10 protein-coding genes, 4 tRNA genes, 2 rRNA genes and 1 pseudogene (1 of these 17 only partly in view) are annotated in these 16,425 nt (G+C 59.4%); all 17 read right to left on the bottom strand.

Annotation, left to right across the window (positions count from 1 at the left end; all coding sequences use genetic code 11):
- Positions 1-152: 152 nt before the first annotated feature.
- Positions 153-686, bottom strand: coding sequence for a LemA family protein (locus tag M5C98_RS01720; protein WP_272550602.1), 534 nt, complete (start codon positions 684-686; stop codon positions 153-155).
- A 116-nt stretch (positions 687-802) separates the two neighbouring features.
- Positions 803-5,038, bottom strand: a complete 4,236-nt coding sequence (gene rpoC, locus M5C98_RS01715) for a DNA-directed RNA polymerase subunit beta' (RefSeq protein WP_272550601.1) — start codon at positions 5,036-5,038, stop codon at positions 803-805.
- 21 nt (positions 5,039-5,059) lie between these two features.
- Complete coding sequence (gene rpoB / locus M5C98_RS01710) at positions 5,060-9,172, bottom strand: DNA-directed RNA polymerase subunit beta (protein ID WP_272550600.1); 4,113 nt, start codon at positions 9,170-9,172, stop codon at positions 5,060-5,062.
- Between the two features lie 275 nt (positions 9,173-9,447).
- The gene (gene rplL, locus M5C98_RS01705) at positions 9,448-9,825 is read right to left on the bottom strand and encodes a 50S ribosomal protein L7/L12 (RefSeq protein ID WP_272550599.1); all 378 of its coding nucleotides are present in this window, start codon (positions 9,823-9,825) and stop codon (positions 9,448-9,450) included.
- A 39-nt stretch (positions 9,826-9,864) separates the two neighbouring features.
- On the bottom strand, positions 9,865-10,389 hold the full coding sequence (gene rplJ / locus M5C98_RS01700; protein WP_092746154.1) for a 50S ribosomal protein L10: 525 nt from the start codon (positions 10,387-10,389) through the stop codon (positions 9,865-9,867).
- Positions 10,390-10,625: 236 nt separating this feature from the next.
- Positions 10,626-11,321, bottom strand: a complete 696-nt coding sequence (rplA, locus tag M5C98_RS01695; RefSeq protein ID WP_272550598.1) for a 50S ribosomal protein L1 — start codon at positions 11,319-11,321, stop codon at positions 10,626-10,628.
- Between the two features lies 1 nt (position 11,322).
- Positions 11,323-11,754 (bottom strand): 50S ribosomal protein L11, encoded by a 432-nt coding sequence (rplK, locus tag M5C98_RS01690; RefSeq protein WP_092941599.1) that lies wholly within the window; start codon positions 11,752-11,754, stop codon positions 11,323-11,325.
- A 107-nt stretch (positions 11,755-11,861) separates the two neighbouring features.
- On the bottom strand, positions 11,862-12,455 hold the full coding sequence (gene nusG / locus M5C98_RS01685) for a transcription termination/antitermination protein NusG (protein WP_272550596.1): 594 nt from the start codon (positions 12,453-12,455) through the stop codon (positions 11,862-11,864).
- Positions 12,455-12,838 (bottom strand): preprotein translocase subunit SecE, encoded by a 384-nt coding sequence (gene secE, locus M5C98_RS01680; protein WP_272550594.1) that lies wholly within the window; start codon positions 12,836-12,838, stop codon positions 12,455-12,457. The genes nusG and secE overlap by 1 nt, the downstream gene beginning before the upstream one ends.
- A gap of 90 nt (positions 12,839-12,928) precedes the next feature.
- Positions 12,929-13,004 (bottom strand) — tRNA-Trp (locus M5C98_RS01675).
- 11 nt (positions 13,005-13,015) lie between these two features.
- On the bottom strand, positions 13,016-14,206 hold the full coding sequence (gene tuf / locus M5C98_RS01670) for an elongation factor Tu (RefSeq protein ID WP_272549654.1): 1,191 nt from the start codon (positions 14,204-14,206) through the stop codon (positions 13,016-13,018).
- Between the two features lie 72 nt (positions 14,207-14,278).
- Positions 14,279-14,353 (bottom strand) — tRNA-Thr (locus tag M5C98_RS01665).
- A 48-nt stretch (positions 14,354-14,401) separates the two neighbouring features.
- Positions 14,402-14,475, bottom strand: a tRNA-Gly gene (locus M5C98_RS01660).
- A 45-nt stretch (positions 14,476-14,520) separates the two neighbouring features.
- Positions 14,521-14,606 (bottom strand) — tRNA-Tyr (locus M5C98_RS01655).
- A gap of 71 nt (positions 14,607-14,677) precedes the next feature.
- Positions 14,678-14,758 (bottom strand): annotated as a pseudogene (locus M5C98_RS01650) (MerR family transcriptional regulator); the annotation flags it as partial.
- 382 nt (positions 14,759-15,140) lie between these two features.
- A 5S ribosomal RNA gene (gene rrf / locus M5C98_RS01645) occupies positions 15,141-15,253 on the bottom strand.
- Between the two features lie 118 nt (positions 15,254-15,371).
- Positions 15,372-16,425, bottom strand: a 23S ribosomal RNA gene (locus M5C98_RS01640) (it continues 1,824 nt past the right edge of the window).

Raw genomic sequence — 16,425 nt, 5'->3', positions numbered from 1 at the left:
GAGAGGGCGGTTTCGGCTGCGGGGCGGTCATGTTCTGTCTGAGCCTGTCGTGAAAAAGGAAAAGCCGGTTGCGGACGCCATGGAGGCGGCCACGCCCTGGTGGAATGGAAATGCCCCATTCCTCCCGCAGGATGAATGGGTGGGGATGCAGCCTACAGTGTTCTTGCCGCTTTGAACCCGAACAGCCACGCCAGCAGGCGCGCCGGAAATTGGCCGATGGCCTGGTTGTACAGCAGCGCCGCATCGTTGAACTGCCGGGTGGCCAGCGCATTCTGGGCCACCAGCTCCTGCCATCGCTGCGCCCACAGGGGAAGCGCCGCGCCTTCGTCGGGCGCTTGCGGAACCTCCGCGACCCGCACCATGGCCAGCCACGCGGCCTCGAGCACCTCGCGCGCCGTCAGCAGCGCTGCGCCAGCGCCGGCATCCAGCGGCCGGGCCCGGGCGACCGCCAGCGAAGCACCGAATTGGGTGGTGGCGGCCCACAGCGCCGCCCGCGCATCGGCATGGGCCGCAGGCGCCGGACCTTGGGCGGCCTCGTATTCACCCAGCATGGCCATCATGCGCATGAGGTGTGCGTCCAGCCCTCCGAAGGCCTGGATGGCGGCCGAGCGCAATCGCACGATCCGGTTGTAGGCCCCCACAGCCCAGAACAGCAGCAGAGCAAGAAAGATCCAGGAAGGCAGCATTGCGTCTGCCGAGCCCGCAGGAGTCCGCGGGCCCGGTGCAAAAAAGGAAACAGATAAGAAAACGCTCCCGGTCTGCCAAGCGCAGAGCGGGAGCGTTTCAGGGAGCGCGCCGTGGCTTATTGAGCCGTGGCGTCGCCCAGGCTGGTGGTGCTTTCGACGTCGGACGTGTCTTCCGTCGTGGCAGCCAACTCAGCGGCTTCGGCATCGGCAATGGCCCGGCGCTCGGCGTCGTCCATGGCTTCCTTGGCCTTGCGTGCCTGGTGGTAGGCCAGGCCCGTACCGGCAGGGATCAGGCGACCCACGATGACGTTTTCCTTCAGGCCACGCAACTCGTCGCGCTTGCCCATGATGGCAGCCTCGGTGAGCACGCGGGTCGTTTCCTGGAAGGAAGCGGCCGAGATGAAGGAGTCGGTCGACAGCGAAGCCTTGGTGATCCCCAGCAGCACGTTGCTGTACGTCGAAGGGATCTTGCCTGCGGCTTGCAGCGCCTCGTTGGTGTTGAGAATCTCCGAACGCTCGACCTGCTCGCCACCGATGTAGTTGGACTCGCCCGGGGCCTCGACCACGACGCGGCGCAGCATCTGGCGAACGATCACCTCGATGTGCTTGTCGTTGATCTTCACGCCTTGCAAGCGGTACACGTCCTGCACTTCATCGACGATGTAGCGCGACAGCTCTTCGATGCCCAAGAGGCGCAGGATGTCCTGCGGATCGGCCGGACCGTCCACCACGGACTCGCCCTTGTTCACGACCTGGCCTTCGTGCACCAGGATGTTCTTTTCCTTGGGGATCAGTTCATCCCAGACCTTGCCGTCCGGATCGGTGATCTGCAACCGCACCTTGCCCTTGGTTTCCTTGCCGAAGGACACCGTGCCGGTGATTTCGGCCAGCATGCCCTTGTCCTTGGGCGAGCGGGCTTCGAACAGCTCGGCCACGCGGGGCAGACCGCCGGTGATGTCGCGGGTCTTCTGGCCTTCGACCGGAATCCGCGCCAGCACTTCGCCGGGGCCCACGTCCTGGCCATCGCGCACCTGGATCAGCGAGCCGATCTGGAAGCCGATGGTCACCGAGTGGTCGGTGCCGGGAATCTTCACTTCCTGGCCCTGCGCGTCGATCAGCTTGACCTGGGGACGCACCACCTTGGCGGAGCCGCGGCGCTTCGGATCGATCACGACCAGGGTCGACAGACCGGTCACATCGTCCACCTGCTTGGCAACCGTGAGGCCTTCCTCGACGTTCTCGAACTTCACCTGGCCGGCGAACTCCGTGATGATCGGGCGGGTCAGCGGGTCCCAGTTGGCGAGGATGGTGCCGGCCTTGACCGTCTGGTCGGCCTTGACCGCCAGCGTCGCACCGTAAGGCACCTTGTGGCGCTCGCGCTCGCGGCCATGTTCGTCATGGATGACGATCTCGCCGGAACGGGCAATCACCACCAGGTCGCCCTTGGTGTTGCTCACGTAGCGCATCGTGGCGTTGAAGCCGATCACGCCATTGGACTTGGCCTCCACGCTCGACGCGATGGCAGCGCGCGAAGCGGCACCGCCGATGTGGAACGTGCGCATGGTCAGCTGCGTGCCGGGTTCGCCGATGGACTGGGCAGCGATCACACCCACGGCTTCGCCGAGGTTGATCAGGCCGCCACGGCCCAAGTCGCGTCCGTAGCACTTGGCGCACAGGCCGTAGCGCGTTTCGCAGGTCAGCGCCGTGCGAACCTTCACCTCGTCCACACCCGCGTTTTCGAGCTCCTCGATGAGGTCTTCGTCGAGCATCTGGCCGGCAGGAGCCAACACCGAGCGCGTTTCGGGATGCAGCACTTCGTCGGCCGTGGTACGGCCCAGGATACGGTCGCGCAGCGATTCGATGACTTCACCGCCCTCGACGATGGCGCGCATCAGCGAACCATTGGAGGTGCCGCAGTCCTCTTCGGTCACCACGAGATCCTGCGTCACGTCCACCAGGCGGCGCGTGAGGTAGCCCGAGTTGGCCGTCTTCAGCGCCGTATCCGCCAGGCCCTTACGGGCACCGTGGGTGGAGATGAAGTACTGCAACACGTTCAGGCCTTCACGGAAGTTCGCCGTGATGGGGGTCTCGATGATGGAGCCGTCCGGCTTGGCCATCAGGCCACGCATACCGGCCAGCTGGCGAATCTGCGCTGCGGAGCCGCGGGCGCCGGAGTCGGCCATCATGTAGATGGAGTTGAACGACTCCTGGTCCACTTCGTTGCCGTGGCGGTCGATCGTCTTTTGCTTGGCCAACTGGGCCATCATGACCTTCGACACTTCGTCGCCGGCCTTGCCCCAGATGTCCACCACCTTGTTGTAGCGCTCGCCGGCCGTCACCAGACCGGACACGTACTGCTGTTCGATCTCTTTCACTTCCTTCTCGGAACGCTCGATGATTCCGGCCTTTTGCGGCGGCACCAGCATGTCGTCCACGCAGATGGAAATGCCGGCGCGCGTGGCGAGGCGGAAACCGTTCTGCAGCAGCTTGTCGGCGAAGACCACGGTCTCCTTCAAGCCGCACTTGCGGAAGCTCACGTTGATGAGCTTGGAGATTTCCTTCTTCTTCAGCGCCTTGTTGATGTTGCTGAAGGGCAGGCCCTTGGGGAGGATCTCGGACAGCAGCGCACGGCCGGCCGTGGTTTCCACCAGCGACGTGGAAGGCACGAACTCACGCGTTTCCTTGTCCTTGGCCCACTCGGTCAGGCGCACCGTGATGCGCGCAGCCAGCTCGACCTCATTGGCGTCGAGCGCGCGCTGCACTTCGCCAGTGTCGGCGAACACCAGGCCTTCACCCTTGCCGTTGATCCGGTCGCGGGTGGCGTAGTACAGGCCCAGCACCACGTCTTGCGACGGGACGATGGAGGGCTCGCCCGAGGCCGGGAACAGCACGTTGTTGGAGGCCAGCATCAGCGTGCGGGCTTCCATCTGCGCTTCCACGGACAGCGGGACGTGAACGGCCATCTGGTCACCGTCGAAGTCGGCGTTGAAGGCCGCGCAAACGAGCGGGTGCAACTGGATGGCCTTGCCTTCGATCAGGATCGGCTCGAAGGCCTGGATGCCCAAACGGTGCAGCGTTGGCGCACGGTTCAGCATGACCGGGTGCTCTTTGATGACCTCTTCCAGGATGTCCCAGACCACTGGCGTGCCGGATTCGACTTCCTTCTTGGCGGCCTTGATCGTCGTCGCGATGCCCATGGCTTCGAGGCGCGAGAAGATGAAAGGCTTGAACAGTTCCAGCGCCATCAGCTTGGGCAGGCCGCACTGGTGCAGCTTGAGCGTCGGGCCCACGGTGATCACGGAACGACCGGAGTAGTCCACGCGCTTGCCCAGCAAGTTCTGGCGGAACCGGCCGCTCTTGCCCTTGATCATGTCGGCCAGGGACTTGAGGGCGCGCTTGTTGGCACCCGTCATGGCCTTGCCGCGGCGGCCGTTGTCCAGCAGCGAATCGACGGCTTCCTGCAGCATCCGCTTTTCGTTGCGCGCGATGATTTCCGGGGCCTTCAGCTCCAGCAGGCGGCGCAGACGCGAGTTGCGGTTGATGACGCGGCGATACAGGTCGTTCAGGTCGGAGGTCGCAAAGCGGCCGCCGTCCAGCGGCACCAGCGGACGCAGGTCCGGTGGCAGCACGGGCAGCACGTCGAGCACCATCCACTGGGGCCGGATGCCGGACTTCTTGAAGGCTTCCAGCACCTTCAAACGCTTGGCGTTCTTCTTGACCTTGACTTCGGAGCCGGTCAGGTCGCCGCGCAGCTTTTCGATTTCGAGGTCGATATCGATGGCTTCGAGCAGGTCCTTGATGCCTTCCGCGCCCATCTTGGCGATGAACTCGTCACCGTACTCCTTGCGCTTGGCGTCGTAGTCATCCTCGGACATGATGCTGAACTTCTTCAGCGGGGTCATGCCGGGGTCGGTCACCACGTAGGCTTCGAAATACAGCACGCGCTCGATGTCGCGCAGCGTCATGTCCAGCACCAGGCCCAGACGCGATGGCAGCGACTTCAGGAACCAGATGTGGGCGCAAGGCGCGGCCAGGTCGATGTGGCCCATGCGCTCACGGCGCACCTTGGTCTGCGTGACCTCAACGCCGCACTTCTCGCAGATCACGCCGCGGTGCTTCAGGCGCTTGTACTTGCCGCACAGGCATTCGTAGTCCTTGATGGGACCAAAAATCTTGGCGCAGAACAGGCCGTCGCGCTCGGGCTTGAACGTACGGTAATTGATGGTCTCGGGCTTCTTCACTTCGCCGAAAGACCACGAACGGATCTTTTCTGGCGAAGCCATGCCGATGCGGATGGCATCGAAATGCTCATCCGGCGTGAATTGCTTGAACAGGTCGAGTAACGATTTCATGGACTCTTTCCCTTCAAATACTTAAGAACGTTCCAGTTCGATGTCCAGGCCCAGGGAACGAATTTCCTTGACCAGCACATTGAACGATTCCGGCATGCCGGCTTCGATGGCGTGTTCGCCCTTGACGATGGATTCGTACACCTTGGTACGCCCCACCACGTCATCGGACTTCACGGTCAGCATTTCCTGCAGCACGTAGGCGGCGCCATAGGCTTCCAGCGCCCACACTTCCATTTCCCCGAAACGCTGGCCGCCGAACTGGGCCTTGCCGCCCAGCGGCTGCTGCGTGACGAGCGAGTAAGGACCCGTGGAACGGGCATGCATCTTGTCGTCCACCAAATGGTGCAGCTTCAGGTAATGCATGTAGCCGATGGTGGTCGGACGTTCGAAGCGTTCGCCCGTGCGGCCATCGAACAGGTAAGCCTGGGTGCGGGCGGACGTGAGGCCCTTGCGCTCGGCAATGTCGTCCGGATAGGCGATCTTGAGCATGTCCTTGATCTCTTCTTCCGAAGCGCCATCGAATACCGGGGTGGCATACGGCACGCCGTTGGTGAGGTGACCGGCCATGGTCATCAGTTCATCGTCGTTGAACTGCGACAGGTCTTCCTTGCGGCCGCGCGAGTTATAGACCTCTTCGAGGAACTTGCGCATGTCGGACGCCTTGGCCTGCTCCTGCAGCATGTTGCCGATGCGCTGTCCGATGCCCTTGCCGGCCCAGCCCAAGTGCACTTCGAGCACCTGGCCGATGTTCATGCGCGATGGCACGCCCAGCGGATTCAGCACGATGTCGGCAGGGGTGCCGTCGGCCATGTAGGGCATGTCTTCGACCGGAACGATCTTGGACACCACGCCCTTGTTGCCGTGGCGGCCGGCCATCTTGTCTCCGGGCTGCAGGCGGCGCTTGACGGCCAGGTACACCTTGACCATCTTCAGCACGCCCGCAGGCAACTCGTCGCCTTGCGTGAGCTTCTTGCGCTTTTCCTCGAAAGCCAGATCGAAACTGTGGCGCGTCTGCTCCAGCGAGTTCTTGATCGATTCGAGCTGCGTCGCCACTTCGTCTTCTGCGGGACGGATGTCGAACCAGTGGAACTTCTCGACGGAGGCCAAGTAGGCCTTGTCGATCTTCGTGCCCTTGGCCAGCTTTTGCGGGCCGCCGTTGGCTACACGGCCATTCAGCAGCTTTTCGATCCGGTCGAACGCGTCGGCCTCCACGATGCGCAGCTGATCGTTCAGGTCCAAACGGAAGCGCTTGAGTTCATCGTCGATGATCTGCTGGGCGCGCTTGTCGCGCTGGATGCCTTCGCGAGTGAACACCTGCACGTCGATCACGGTGCCTTGCGAACCCTGGTCCACACGCAGCGAGGTGTCCTTCACGTCGGAGGCCTTCTCGCCGAAGATGGCGCGCAGCAGCTTTTCTTCCGGAGTCAGCGTGGTCTCGCCCTTCGGCGTGACCTTGCCCACCAGCGTATCGCCGGGTTGCACTTCGGCACCCACGTAGATGATGCCGGACTCGTCCAGGCGGTTCAGTTGCTGTTCCGACAGGTTCGGAATGTCGCGTGTGATTTCTTCCGCGCCCAGCTTCGTGTCGCGAGCCATGACCACCAGTTCCTCGATGTGGATCGAGGTGTAGCGGTCTTCGGACACCACGCGTTCGGAGATCAGGATCGAATCTTCGAAGTTGTAGCCGTTCCAGGGCATGAACGCGATCAGCATGTTCTGGCCGATGGCGATTTCGCCAAAGTCCGTCGATGCGCCGTCGGCGATCACATCCCCCTTGGCCAGCACATCGCCCTTCTGGACGATGGGACGCTGGTGGATGTTGGTGTTCTGATTGGAGCGCTGGTACTTGATGAGGTTGTAGATATCCACACCCACTTCACCGGCCACCGCTTCCGCATCGTTCACGCGGACCACGATACGGGTCGCATCCACATAGTCCACAACCCCACCGCGGTTAGCGGTCACCACGGTGCCCGAATCCACGGCAGCCACTCGCTCGATGCCGGTGCCCACCATGGGCTTTTCCGGGCGCAGCACGGGCACGGCCTGGCGGGACATGTTGGCGCCCATCAGCGCGCGGTTCGCATCGTCGTGCTCGAGGAACGGCACAAGCGACGCAGCCACGGACACGATCTGCGCAGGCGACACGTCCATATACTGCACGCGCTCGGCGCTCAGCAACGTCGATTCGCCCTTTTCACGCGCCGACACCAGGTCACCCGTGAGGCGGCCTTCTTTGTCGAGCGTGGCATTGGCCTGGGCGATCACGTACTTGCCCTCTTCGATGGCGGAGAGGTAATCGATCTGATCGGTCACCTTGCCATCCACCACTCGGCGGTAAGGGGTTTCGATGAAGCCGTATTCGTTCAGGCGGGCGTACAGAGCCAGCGAGTTGATCAGCCCGATATTCGGACCTTCAGGCGTCTCGATCGGGCACACGCGGCCGTAGTGGGTCACGTGCACGTCGCGCACTTCGAAGCCCGCACGCTCGCGGGTCAGACCACCCGGGCCAAGGGCCGATACGCGGCGCTTGTGGGTGATTTCGGCCAGCGGGTTGGTCTGGTCCATGAACTGCGACAGCTGGGACGCACCGAAGAACTCCTTGAGCGCCGCGGAAATCGGCTTGGAGTTGATGAGGTCATGCGGCATCAGCGGCTCTTGCTCGGCTTGGCCCAGACGCTCCTTCACGGCCTTCTCGATACGCGCCAGCCCGGTGCGGTATTGGTTTTCAGCCAATTCGCCCACGCAACGCACGCGGCGGTTGCCCAGGTGATCGATGTCATCGACTTCGCCGTTGCCGTTGCGCAGGTCCACGAGGATCTTGACCACGGCCAGGATGTCTTCGTTGGAGAGCACCATGGGCCCCGTAGATTCGTCGCGGCCGATCTTCGCGTTGAACTTCATCCGACCCACGCGCGACAGGTCGTACGTGTCGGGGTTGTAGAACAGGCGCTGGAACAGGGCCTGCACCGCGTCTTCCGTCGGCGGCTCGCCGGGGCGCATCATGCGGTAGATCGCCACGCGTGCAGCGAATTCGTCCACCGTTTCGTCGATGCGCAGCGTCTGCGAAATATAGGCGCCTTGGTCGAGTTCGTTCGTGTAGATGACCTGGAGGTCCTGCACACCGGCGGAGCGCAGCTTCTTGAGCAACGCTTCGGTCAGCTCTTCGTTGGCCTTGGCAATGATTTCACCGGTGTCGCCATCGACGATATTGCGAGCAACCACGCGGCCGATCAGGAAGTCCTCGGGGACGCTGATATGCGTCGTGCCGGACTGCTCCAGTTCGCGGGTATGGCGAGCCGTGACGCGCTTGTCCTTGGCCACGACGACCTTGCCGGACTTGTCGGTGATATCGAAACGCGCCACTTCGCCTCGCAGGCGCTCGGAGACAAACTCCATCTGCGCACCGCTGTCCATCAGGCGGAAGTTGTCGTTGACGAAGAAGTTCGCCAGAATCGATTCGGGGTTAAGGCCAATGGCCTTCAACAAAATCGTGACCGGCATCTTGCGACGGCGGTCCACGCGGAAGTACAGGATGTCCTTCGGATCGAATTCGAAGTCCAGCCACGAACCACGGTAGGGGATGATGCGTGCCGAGAACAGCAGCTTGCCGGAACTGTGGGTCTTGCCCTTGTCGTGCTCGAAGAACACGCCAGGCGAGCGATGCAGCTGCGAAACGATCACGCGTTCCGTGCCGTTGATGATGAAAGAGCCTTTATCGGTCATCAAGGGCACTTCGCCCATGTAGACCTCTTGCTCTTTCACTTCCTTCACGACCTTGGACTGCGATGTCGAGGACTCGCGGTCATAGATGATCAACTGCACCTTGGCCCGCACAGCCGACGCGAAGGTAAGACCACGGGTCTGGCACTCCCGCACGTCGAATGCTGGCTTGGCGAGGTTGTACTCGATGAATTTCATCTCGACAAAACCATTGTGCGAGACGATGGGGAAAGCAGCATCGAACGCAGCCTGCAAGCCTTCTACGGTTCTTTTTTGAGGGGCCTTGTCAGCTTGCAGGAACGCGGTGTATGCGTCCTTCTGCATCTGAAGCAGGTAAGGGACTTCCAGCACGCTGTCGCGGCTGCCGAAACTTTTGCGAATCCGCTTGCGTTCGGTATAGGAATAGGCCATGAGATCTCCGGGCAAAGACATGAGTCCTGGGTCTTCGACGACTGACCTGCAAAGGCGCTTCCTTGCAGGCTTGGCGGTTGGCCACTACCAACCATGGCGGACGGCGATGCATTGCACATCACCCGAACCAAGGTATCTTCTGCTGTCGGGATGGTCAGAAGACACTAGAAAGCAGTGCTGTAGGCACTGCTTTCTGGTGCGCTCTGGGCGTAAACCCCATAAGCACCAAAGGCTGGGAGCCCTTGCGGAGCCCCCAGCCCTGGAATCCAGGCGAATTACTTGAGTTCAGCCTTGGCGCCAGCTTCCACCAGCTTCTTGACGGCAGCTTCGGCGTCAGCCTTGGCAATGCCTTCCTTGACGTTCTTCGGAGCGCCGTCCACCAGGTCCTTCGCTTCCTTGAGGCCCAGGCCCGTGATTTCGCGCACGGCCTTGATGACGGAAACCTTGTTCGCGCCGGCTTCGGTCAGCACAACGTTGAATTCCGTTTGCTCTTCTGCAGCTGCAGCAGCACCGCCGCCGCCGCCGGCAGCAGGAGCGGCCATAGCGGCTGCGCTCACGCCAAACTTTTCTTCAATGGCTTTCACCAGCTCATTGAGTTCCAGAACCGTCATGCTGTCCAGAGCGGTCAAAAATGCGTCTTTATCGAATGCCATTTTTATTTCCTAACAATTGGTTGGTTGTCTGCCGGGCAATCAAGCCGCGACAGGTTCGGCGGCCGTCTCGGCAGCGCCTTCGCCTTTTTTGGCCGCCAACGCGCCCAGCACAACGGCGGTACGCGAAATGGGGGACATAAGCAAGCCACAAATCTGAGCCAACAAAACTTCCTTGGAAGGAATGTTAGCCAGCTGCTTAACGCCGTTGACATCCAGGGCTTTGCCACCGAAAGCGCCACCACGAATCACCAACTTGTCGTTGGTCTTCGCGAAATCGGCCACCACCTTAGCGGCAGCCACAGCGTCTTCGGAGAAGCCGTAGATCAGCGGACCGGTCATCTGGTCTGCCACCACGTCAAATGCGCTGCCAGCCACAGCACGGCGAGCCAGGGTGTTCTTCAGAACACTCAAGGTCACGCCCTTGCTGCGAGCATCAACACGCAGTTTGGTCATGTCGGCGACCGTGATGCCACGGTATTCCGCGATCACAAGCGTTTGAGCTTTAGCGGCGAGGCTGGTCACTTCACTGATGACCGCTTCTTTCTCACTGCGATTAAGACTCAAGGTCTACTCCTTAAAATGCGCACTCGGCACAGGCCTCATGCACGCTCTTGTTGCAGCGACCAACTGTTCAGGAAAATTTTCCATCTGCAGCGGGATCGCCATCTGCGTTGGCATCACTTTGGATTTAAGCGCGACCGGTTCGCGCACCAACGGTCTTGGATGGCCTGCGGCTCCCGAAACAGCCGCAGCCCACCACATCGAACCCATCCAAGGACAGGATCGAAGATTTCTTGCAATTACGCTGCGATGGATTGCGTATCCACGCGGACACCCAGGCCCATCGTGGAAGACACCGCCACCTTGCGCAGATACACGCCCTTGCTGGTTGCAGGCTTGGCCTTGGTCAGCGCTTCGATCAATGCAGCCAAGTTGCCCTGAAGCTTGTCGTTGTCGAATGAGCGGCGGCCAATCGTGCTGTGCACGATACCGGCCTTGTCGACGCGGAATTGCACTTGACCAGCCTTGGCGTTCTTCACAGCCGTAGCGACGTCGGGCGTCACGGTGCCCACCTTGGGATTCGGCATCAGACCGCGCGGGCCGAGGATTTGACCCAGCGTACCCACGACGCGCATGGCGTCTGGGGCGGCGATCACCACGTCGAAAGGCATGTCACCAGCCTTGACCATGGCGGCCAAGTCATCCATGCCAACGATGTCAGCGCCGGCGGCCTTGGCTTCTTCAGCCTTGGCGCCTTGGGCGAACACGGCCACACGGGTCGTCTTGCCAGTACCATTCGGCAGCACCACAGCGCCACGAACCACTTGGTCAGACTTCTTGGCGTCGATGCCGAGCTGAACGGCCACATCAATGGATTCGTCGAATTTGGCCGTAGCGGCGTCCTTCACGATCACAACGGCGTCAGCGAACGCGTACAGTTTGTTGCTGTCGACTTTGCCTTGCAGGGCTTTTTGCTTCTTGGTCAGCTTGGCCATTTTATAAACCCTCCACCGTCACGCCCATCGAGCGAGCAGAGCCAGCCAGCGTACGCACAGCGGCGTCGACGTTGGCAGCGTTCATGTCTTTCATCTTGGTCTTGGCGATCTCTTCGAGCTGTGCGCGCGTGATCTTGCCGACCTTGGTGCTCAATGCGTTGGCAGAGCCCTTTTCAAGCTTGATGGCCTTCTTGATCAATGTCGTCGCAGGCGGCGTCTTGATGATGAAGGTGAAGCTCTTGTCTGCAAATGCCGTGATGACCACTGGCAAAGGCAAACCTGGTTCGACACCTTGAGTCTGAGCGTTGAACGCCTTGCAGAACTCCATGATGTTAAGACCACGTTGTCCCAGCGCAGGACCGATCGGTGGGGATGGATTGGCCTTACCAGCTGGAACTTGCAGCTTGATAAAACCGACGATTTTTTTCGCCATGGTTCACTCCTTACGGGTATTAACGCCTTGGCCGCTGGCCTCAGCTCCCCGGGGTTTACGACTCATTAAACAATTCGCACCGAGTCGAAAAATGCGAATCTGAACAATCAGGTTTTTTCGACCTGACCAAATTCCAACTCTACAGGGGTAGAACGGCCAAAAATCATCACGGAAACGCGCACCCGGCTTTTCTCGTAATTGACTTCTTCGACAGAGCCATTGAAGTCAGTGAAAGGGCCTTCCTTAACACGGACCAGCTCTCCCACCATGAATTCAATCTTGTGCCGAGGCTTGTCTGTGCCTTCTTGCATTTGGCTGACGATTTTCTGAACTTCTTCTTCAGAAATAGGAGCTGGACGATTTTTTGCACCGCCAACAAACCCTGTCACCTTGTTCGTGTGCTTGACCAAGTGCCAAGTGTCATCGTCCATGACCATTTCTACGAACACATAGCCGGGAAAGAGCCGGCGTTCAGTGGTTTTGCGTTGACCATTCTTCATTTCAACGACCTCTTCGGTCGGAACGAGAATGCGGCCAAACTTTTGTTGCATGCCAGCGCGACCGATGCGCTCCACGATATTGCGCTCTACCGCCTTTTCCATCCCGGAATAGGCATGAACGATGTACCAGCGCAAATCAGGATTCACAGGGGTTGCTGGAGTGGCAGCTTCAGCGCCGCTGACTTCAATAGTGTCTGTCATTACTTTCTCCACCCCAGAATCAAATCGTACAAAACCCATTCCAAAGTCTTGTCGGTGAACCAGAGAAAGAGCGCCATGATGACGACAAACGCAAAAACGTATGCCGTCATTTGTAGTGTCTCTTTCCGCGTAGGCCAGACAACCTTCTTGACCTCACGCCAAGCATCCTGCGCAAAGCCCACAAATTGACGGCCAGGCTCGGATACCAGAAACACCGCTACGGCAATTGCAAGCCCGACAAGCAACGCCGCCCACTGAACGATAGGGCCCTGCTTACCAAGCAAATAAAATCCAGCAATCGCGGCAAGAACAATTGCCACCACAGCAGCGAGCTTAGCCTTATCAGCTCCCGTACTAACAGTTTCGACTTGAGACGTGGCCATACTTAACTGATTTTCTTACTTTAAGTTTCGGCGTCCACAAGACACCGAAGCCCGCCAGAGCCTGGCGGGCTTGTAATTGCCACGATCAAGTGGCAGGGGCAGTAGGAATCGAACCTACAACCTTCGGTTTTGGAGACCGACGCTCTGCCAATTGAGCTATACCCCTACATTTATGCTTTAAGCAATGATCTTTGCCACGACGCCGGCGCCGACGGTACGACCGCCTTCACGGATGGCGAAGCGCAGGCCTTCTTCCATGGCGATGGGGTTGATCAGCTTGACGGTGATCGACACGTTGTCGCCGGGCATGACCATTTCCTTGTCGGCTGGCAGCTCGATGGCGCCAGTCACATCGGTCGTGCGGAAGTAGAACTGAGGACGGTAGTTGTTGAAGAAAGGCGTGTGACGGCCACCTTCGTCCTTGGACAGCACATACACCTCGGCGGTGAAGTGCGTGTGCGGCTTGATGGAGTTGGGCTTGCACAGCACTTGGCCGCGTTCCACGTCTTCACGCTTGGTGCCGCGCAGCAGCAGACCGACGTTGTCGCCAGCCTGGCCTTGGTCCAGCAGCTTGCGGAACATTTCCACGCCCGTGCAGGTGGTCTTTTGCGTGTCGCGAATACCGACAATTTCGATTTCTTCGCCGACCTTGATGATGCCGCGCTCGATACGACCCGTCACCACGGTGCCACGGCCAGAGATCGAGAACACGTCTTCCACGGGCATCAGGAATGCGCCGTCCACAGCGCGCTCAGGCGTGGGGATGTAAGAGTCGAGTGCTTCTGCCAGCTTCATGATGGCCTCTTCACCCAGGGCACCCTTGTCGCCTTCCAGGGCGAGCTTGGCGGAACCGCGGATGATGGGGGTGTCGTCGCCTGGGAAGTTGTACTTGTCCAGGAGTTCGCGCACTTCCATTTCGACGAGCTCGAGCAGTTCTTCGTCGTCGACCATGTCGCACTTGTTCAGGAACACGATGATGTAGGGCACGCCCACTTGGCGAGCCAGCAGGATGTGCTCGCGGGTCTGGGGCATTGGGCCGTCAGCGGCCGAGCACACCAGGATGGCGCCGTCCATCTGGGCAGCGCCGGTGATCATGTTCTTCACATAGTCGGCGTGGCCGGGGCAGTCCACGTGGGCGTAATGGCGGTTGGCCGTTTCGTATTCCACGTGAGCGGTGTTGATCGTGATGCCGCGGGCCTTTTCTTCGGGCGCTGCGTCGATCTGGTCGTATGCCTTGGCTTCGCCGCCGAACTTGGAGGACAGCACCGTGGCGATAGCCGCCGTCAGCGTCGTCTTGCCATGGTCCACGTGACCGATGGTGCCCACGTTCACGTGGGGCTTGGTACGTTCGAACTTACCTTTTGCCATTTTTTCGACTCCGAAAAAAATTACACCAACACAACCTGTGATCGCACACATCGCGACCAACAAAGTAAATTGTGGTGCCCATGGCGGGAATCGGACCCGCGACCTCTCCCTTACCAAGGGAGTGCTCTACCACTGAGCCACATGGGCGCCTTCGAGACATCACATTCTCGAGCAAACTATCAATCAGCTGCAGAGTGGAGCGGGAGACGGGAATCGAACCCGCGTCATTAGCTTGGAAGGCTAGGGTTCTACCATTGAACTACTCCCGCATCATCTTTGCAGAATCCGCGTTGCACTAAGTGCAGCTTCATATTTGGTGGAGGGGACTGGATTCGAACCAGTGTAGGCGTAAGCCAACAGATTTACAGTCTGCCCCCTTTAGCCACTCGGGCACCCCTCCGGAGAATTCATGATTGTATCAGTATTTCGCTGCACGGAGAAGATTTCGTCAATCTAATTGACTCATGAGTGATCTTCATAGAAGCGCATGGCGCGGGTGGTGAGGTCGAACTCTTTGGCGAGGTCGCTGATGGTGTAGGTGTTGGCGGCCATAGGAGGTGGGGGAGACTCGTGGAGTTGAGACCCATCCCTGTCAGCGGGCTGCCGTGGTGGGGAGGGTTTGCTGACGTTGACGTAACGTCAATCGTAGCGTATCCGCCGGGCCTGGAGCGGATTGAGTGGGCGGGGATGGGGGGGCTGGCTTATTGGAGGGGCAGCGAGTTGCGGCTTCGTCCACTGCCTTGGGCCGATGAACAGCGCCGAATTGGCCATGCAAAGCGTTATCAACGCTTGGACCCAAGTGAAGGGAATGCCTGACTGGGGGCTGGTCAATCAAGCCGAATAGAGTGAGCGATGTTTTACAGGAGAGGATTTCATTCCCCAAAAGCAAAGCGCCCCGACATCGTTGGATGTCGGGGCGCTTTGGGCTGTAAGAGCCTGACGATGACCTACTTTCACACGGGAACCCGCACTATTATCGGCGCAAAGTCGTTTCACTGTCCTGTTCGGGATGGGAAGGAGTGGTACCAACTTGCTATGGTCATCAGGCATAACTTGGAGCTACCTTGATGTGATCAAGGCGGCGAATTCATAGAGTTTGGAATCAGCTTGTATTTTGACTGCGTCACTTGGCATAACAACTTGATCAAATGGTGATCAAAGTTATAGGGTCAAGCCGCACGAGCAATTAGTATCAGTTAGCTTAACGCATTACTGCGCTTCCACACCTGACCTATCAACGTCCTGGTCTTGAACGACTCTTTAGGGGGCTCAAGGCCCCGGCAGATCTCATCTTGAAACGAGTTTCCCGCTTAGATGCTTTCAGCGGTTATCTCTTCCACACTTAGCTACTCGGCAATGCCACTGGCGTGACAACCGATACACCAGAGGTGTGTCCACTCCGGTCCTCTCGTACTAGGAGCAGGCTTCCTCAAATCTGCAGCGCCCACGGAAGATAGGGACCAAACTGTCTCACGACGTTTTAAACCCAGCTCACGTACCTCTTTAAATGGCGAACAGCCATACCCTTGGGACCGGCTACAGCCCCAGGATGAGATGAGCCGACATCGAGGTGCCAAACACCGCCGTCGATATGAACTCTTGGGCGGTATCAGCCTGTTATCCCCAGAGTACCTTTTATCCGTTGAGCGATGGCCCTTCCATACAGAACCACCGGATCACTATGTCCTGCTTTCGCATCTGCTCGACTTGTCAGTCTCGCAGTTAAGCACGCTTATGCCATTGCACTATTAGCACGATGTCCGACCGTACCTAGCGTACCTTCGAACTCCTCCGTTACGCTTTGGGAGGAGACCGCCCCAGTCAAACTGCCTACCATGCACTGTCCCCGATCCAGATAATGGACCTAGGTTAGAACCTCAAACACACCAGGGTGGTATTTCAACGTTGGCTCCATGAGAACTAGCGTCCTCACTTCAAAGCCTCCCACCTATCCTACACAGATCTGTTCAAAGTCCAATACAAAGCTACAGTAAAGGTTCATGGGGTCTTTCCGTCTTTCCGCGGGGAGATTGCATCATCACAAACATTTCAACTTCGCTGAGTCTCAGGAGGAGACAGTGTGGCCATCGTTACGCCATTCGTGCAGGTCGGAACTTACCCGACAAGGAATTTCGCTACCTTAGGACCGTTATAGTTACGGCCGCCGTTTACTGGGACTTCAATCAAGAGCTTGCACCCCATCATTTAATCTTCCAGCA

It is taken from the genome of Acidovorax sp. NCPPB 3576, assembly GCF_028473605.1.
Taxonomy (GTDB): Bacteria; Pseudomonadota; Gammaproteobacteria; order Burkholderiales; family Burkholderiaceae_C; genus Paracidovorax.
The sequence above is the reverse complement of the archived record's forward strand: the minus strand, read 5'-3'. Positions and strand labels throughout refer to the sequence as shown.

Coding starts and splice junctions, on each gene's coding strand:
- secE (WP_272550594.1), bottom strand. CDS start 12,838: ATGGCCACGTCTCAAGTCGAAACTGTTAGTACGGGAGCTGATAAGGCT.
- rpoB (WP_272550600.1), bottom strand. CDS start 9,172: ATGGCCTATTCCTATACCGAACGCAAGCGGATTCGCAAAAGTTTCGGC.
- rpoC (WP_272550601.1), bottom strand. CDS start 5,038: ATGAAATCGTTACTCGACCTGTTCAAGCAATTCACGCCGGATGAGCAT.
- M5C98_RS01720 (WP_272550602.1), bottom strand. CDS start 686: ATGCTGCCTTCCTGGATCTTTCTTGCTCTGCTGCTGTTCTGGGCTGTG.
- rplK (WP_092941599.1), bottom strand. CDS start 11,754: ATGGCGAAAAAAATCGTCGGTTTTATCAAGCTGCAAGTTCCAGCTGGT.
- rplL (WP_272550599.1), bottom strand. CDS start 9,825: ATGGCATTCGATAAAGACGCATTTTTGACCGCTCTGGACAGCATGACG.
- nusG (WP_272550596.1), bottom strand. CDS start 12,455: ATGACAGACACTATTGAAGTCAGCGGCGCTGAAGCTGCCACTCCAGCA.
- tuf (WP_272549654.1), bottom strand. CDS start 14,206: ATGGCAAAAGGTAAGTTCGAACGTACCAAGCCCCACGTGAACGTGGGC.
- rplA (WP_272550598.1), bottom strand. CDS start 11,321: ATGGCCAAGCTGACCAAGAAGCAAAAAGCCCTGCAAGGCAAAGTCGAC.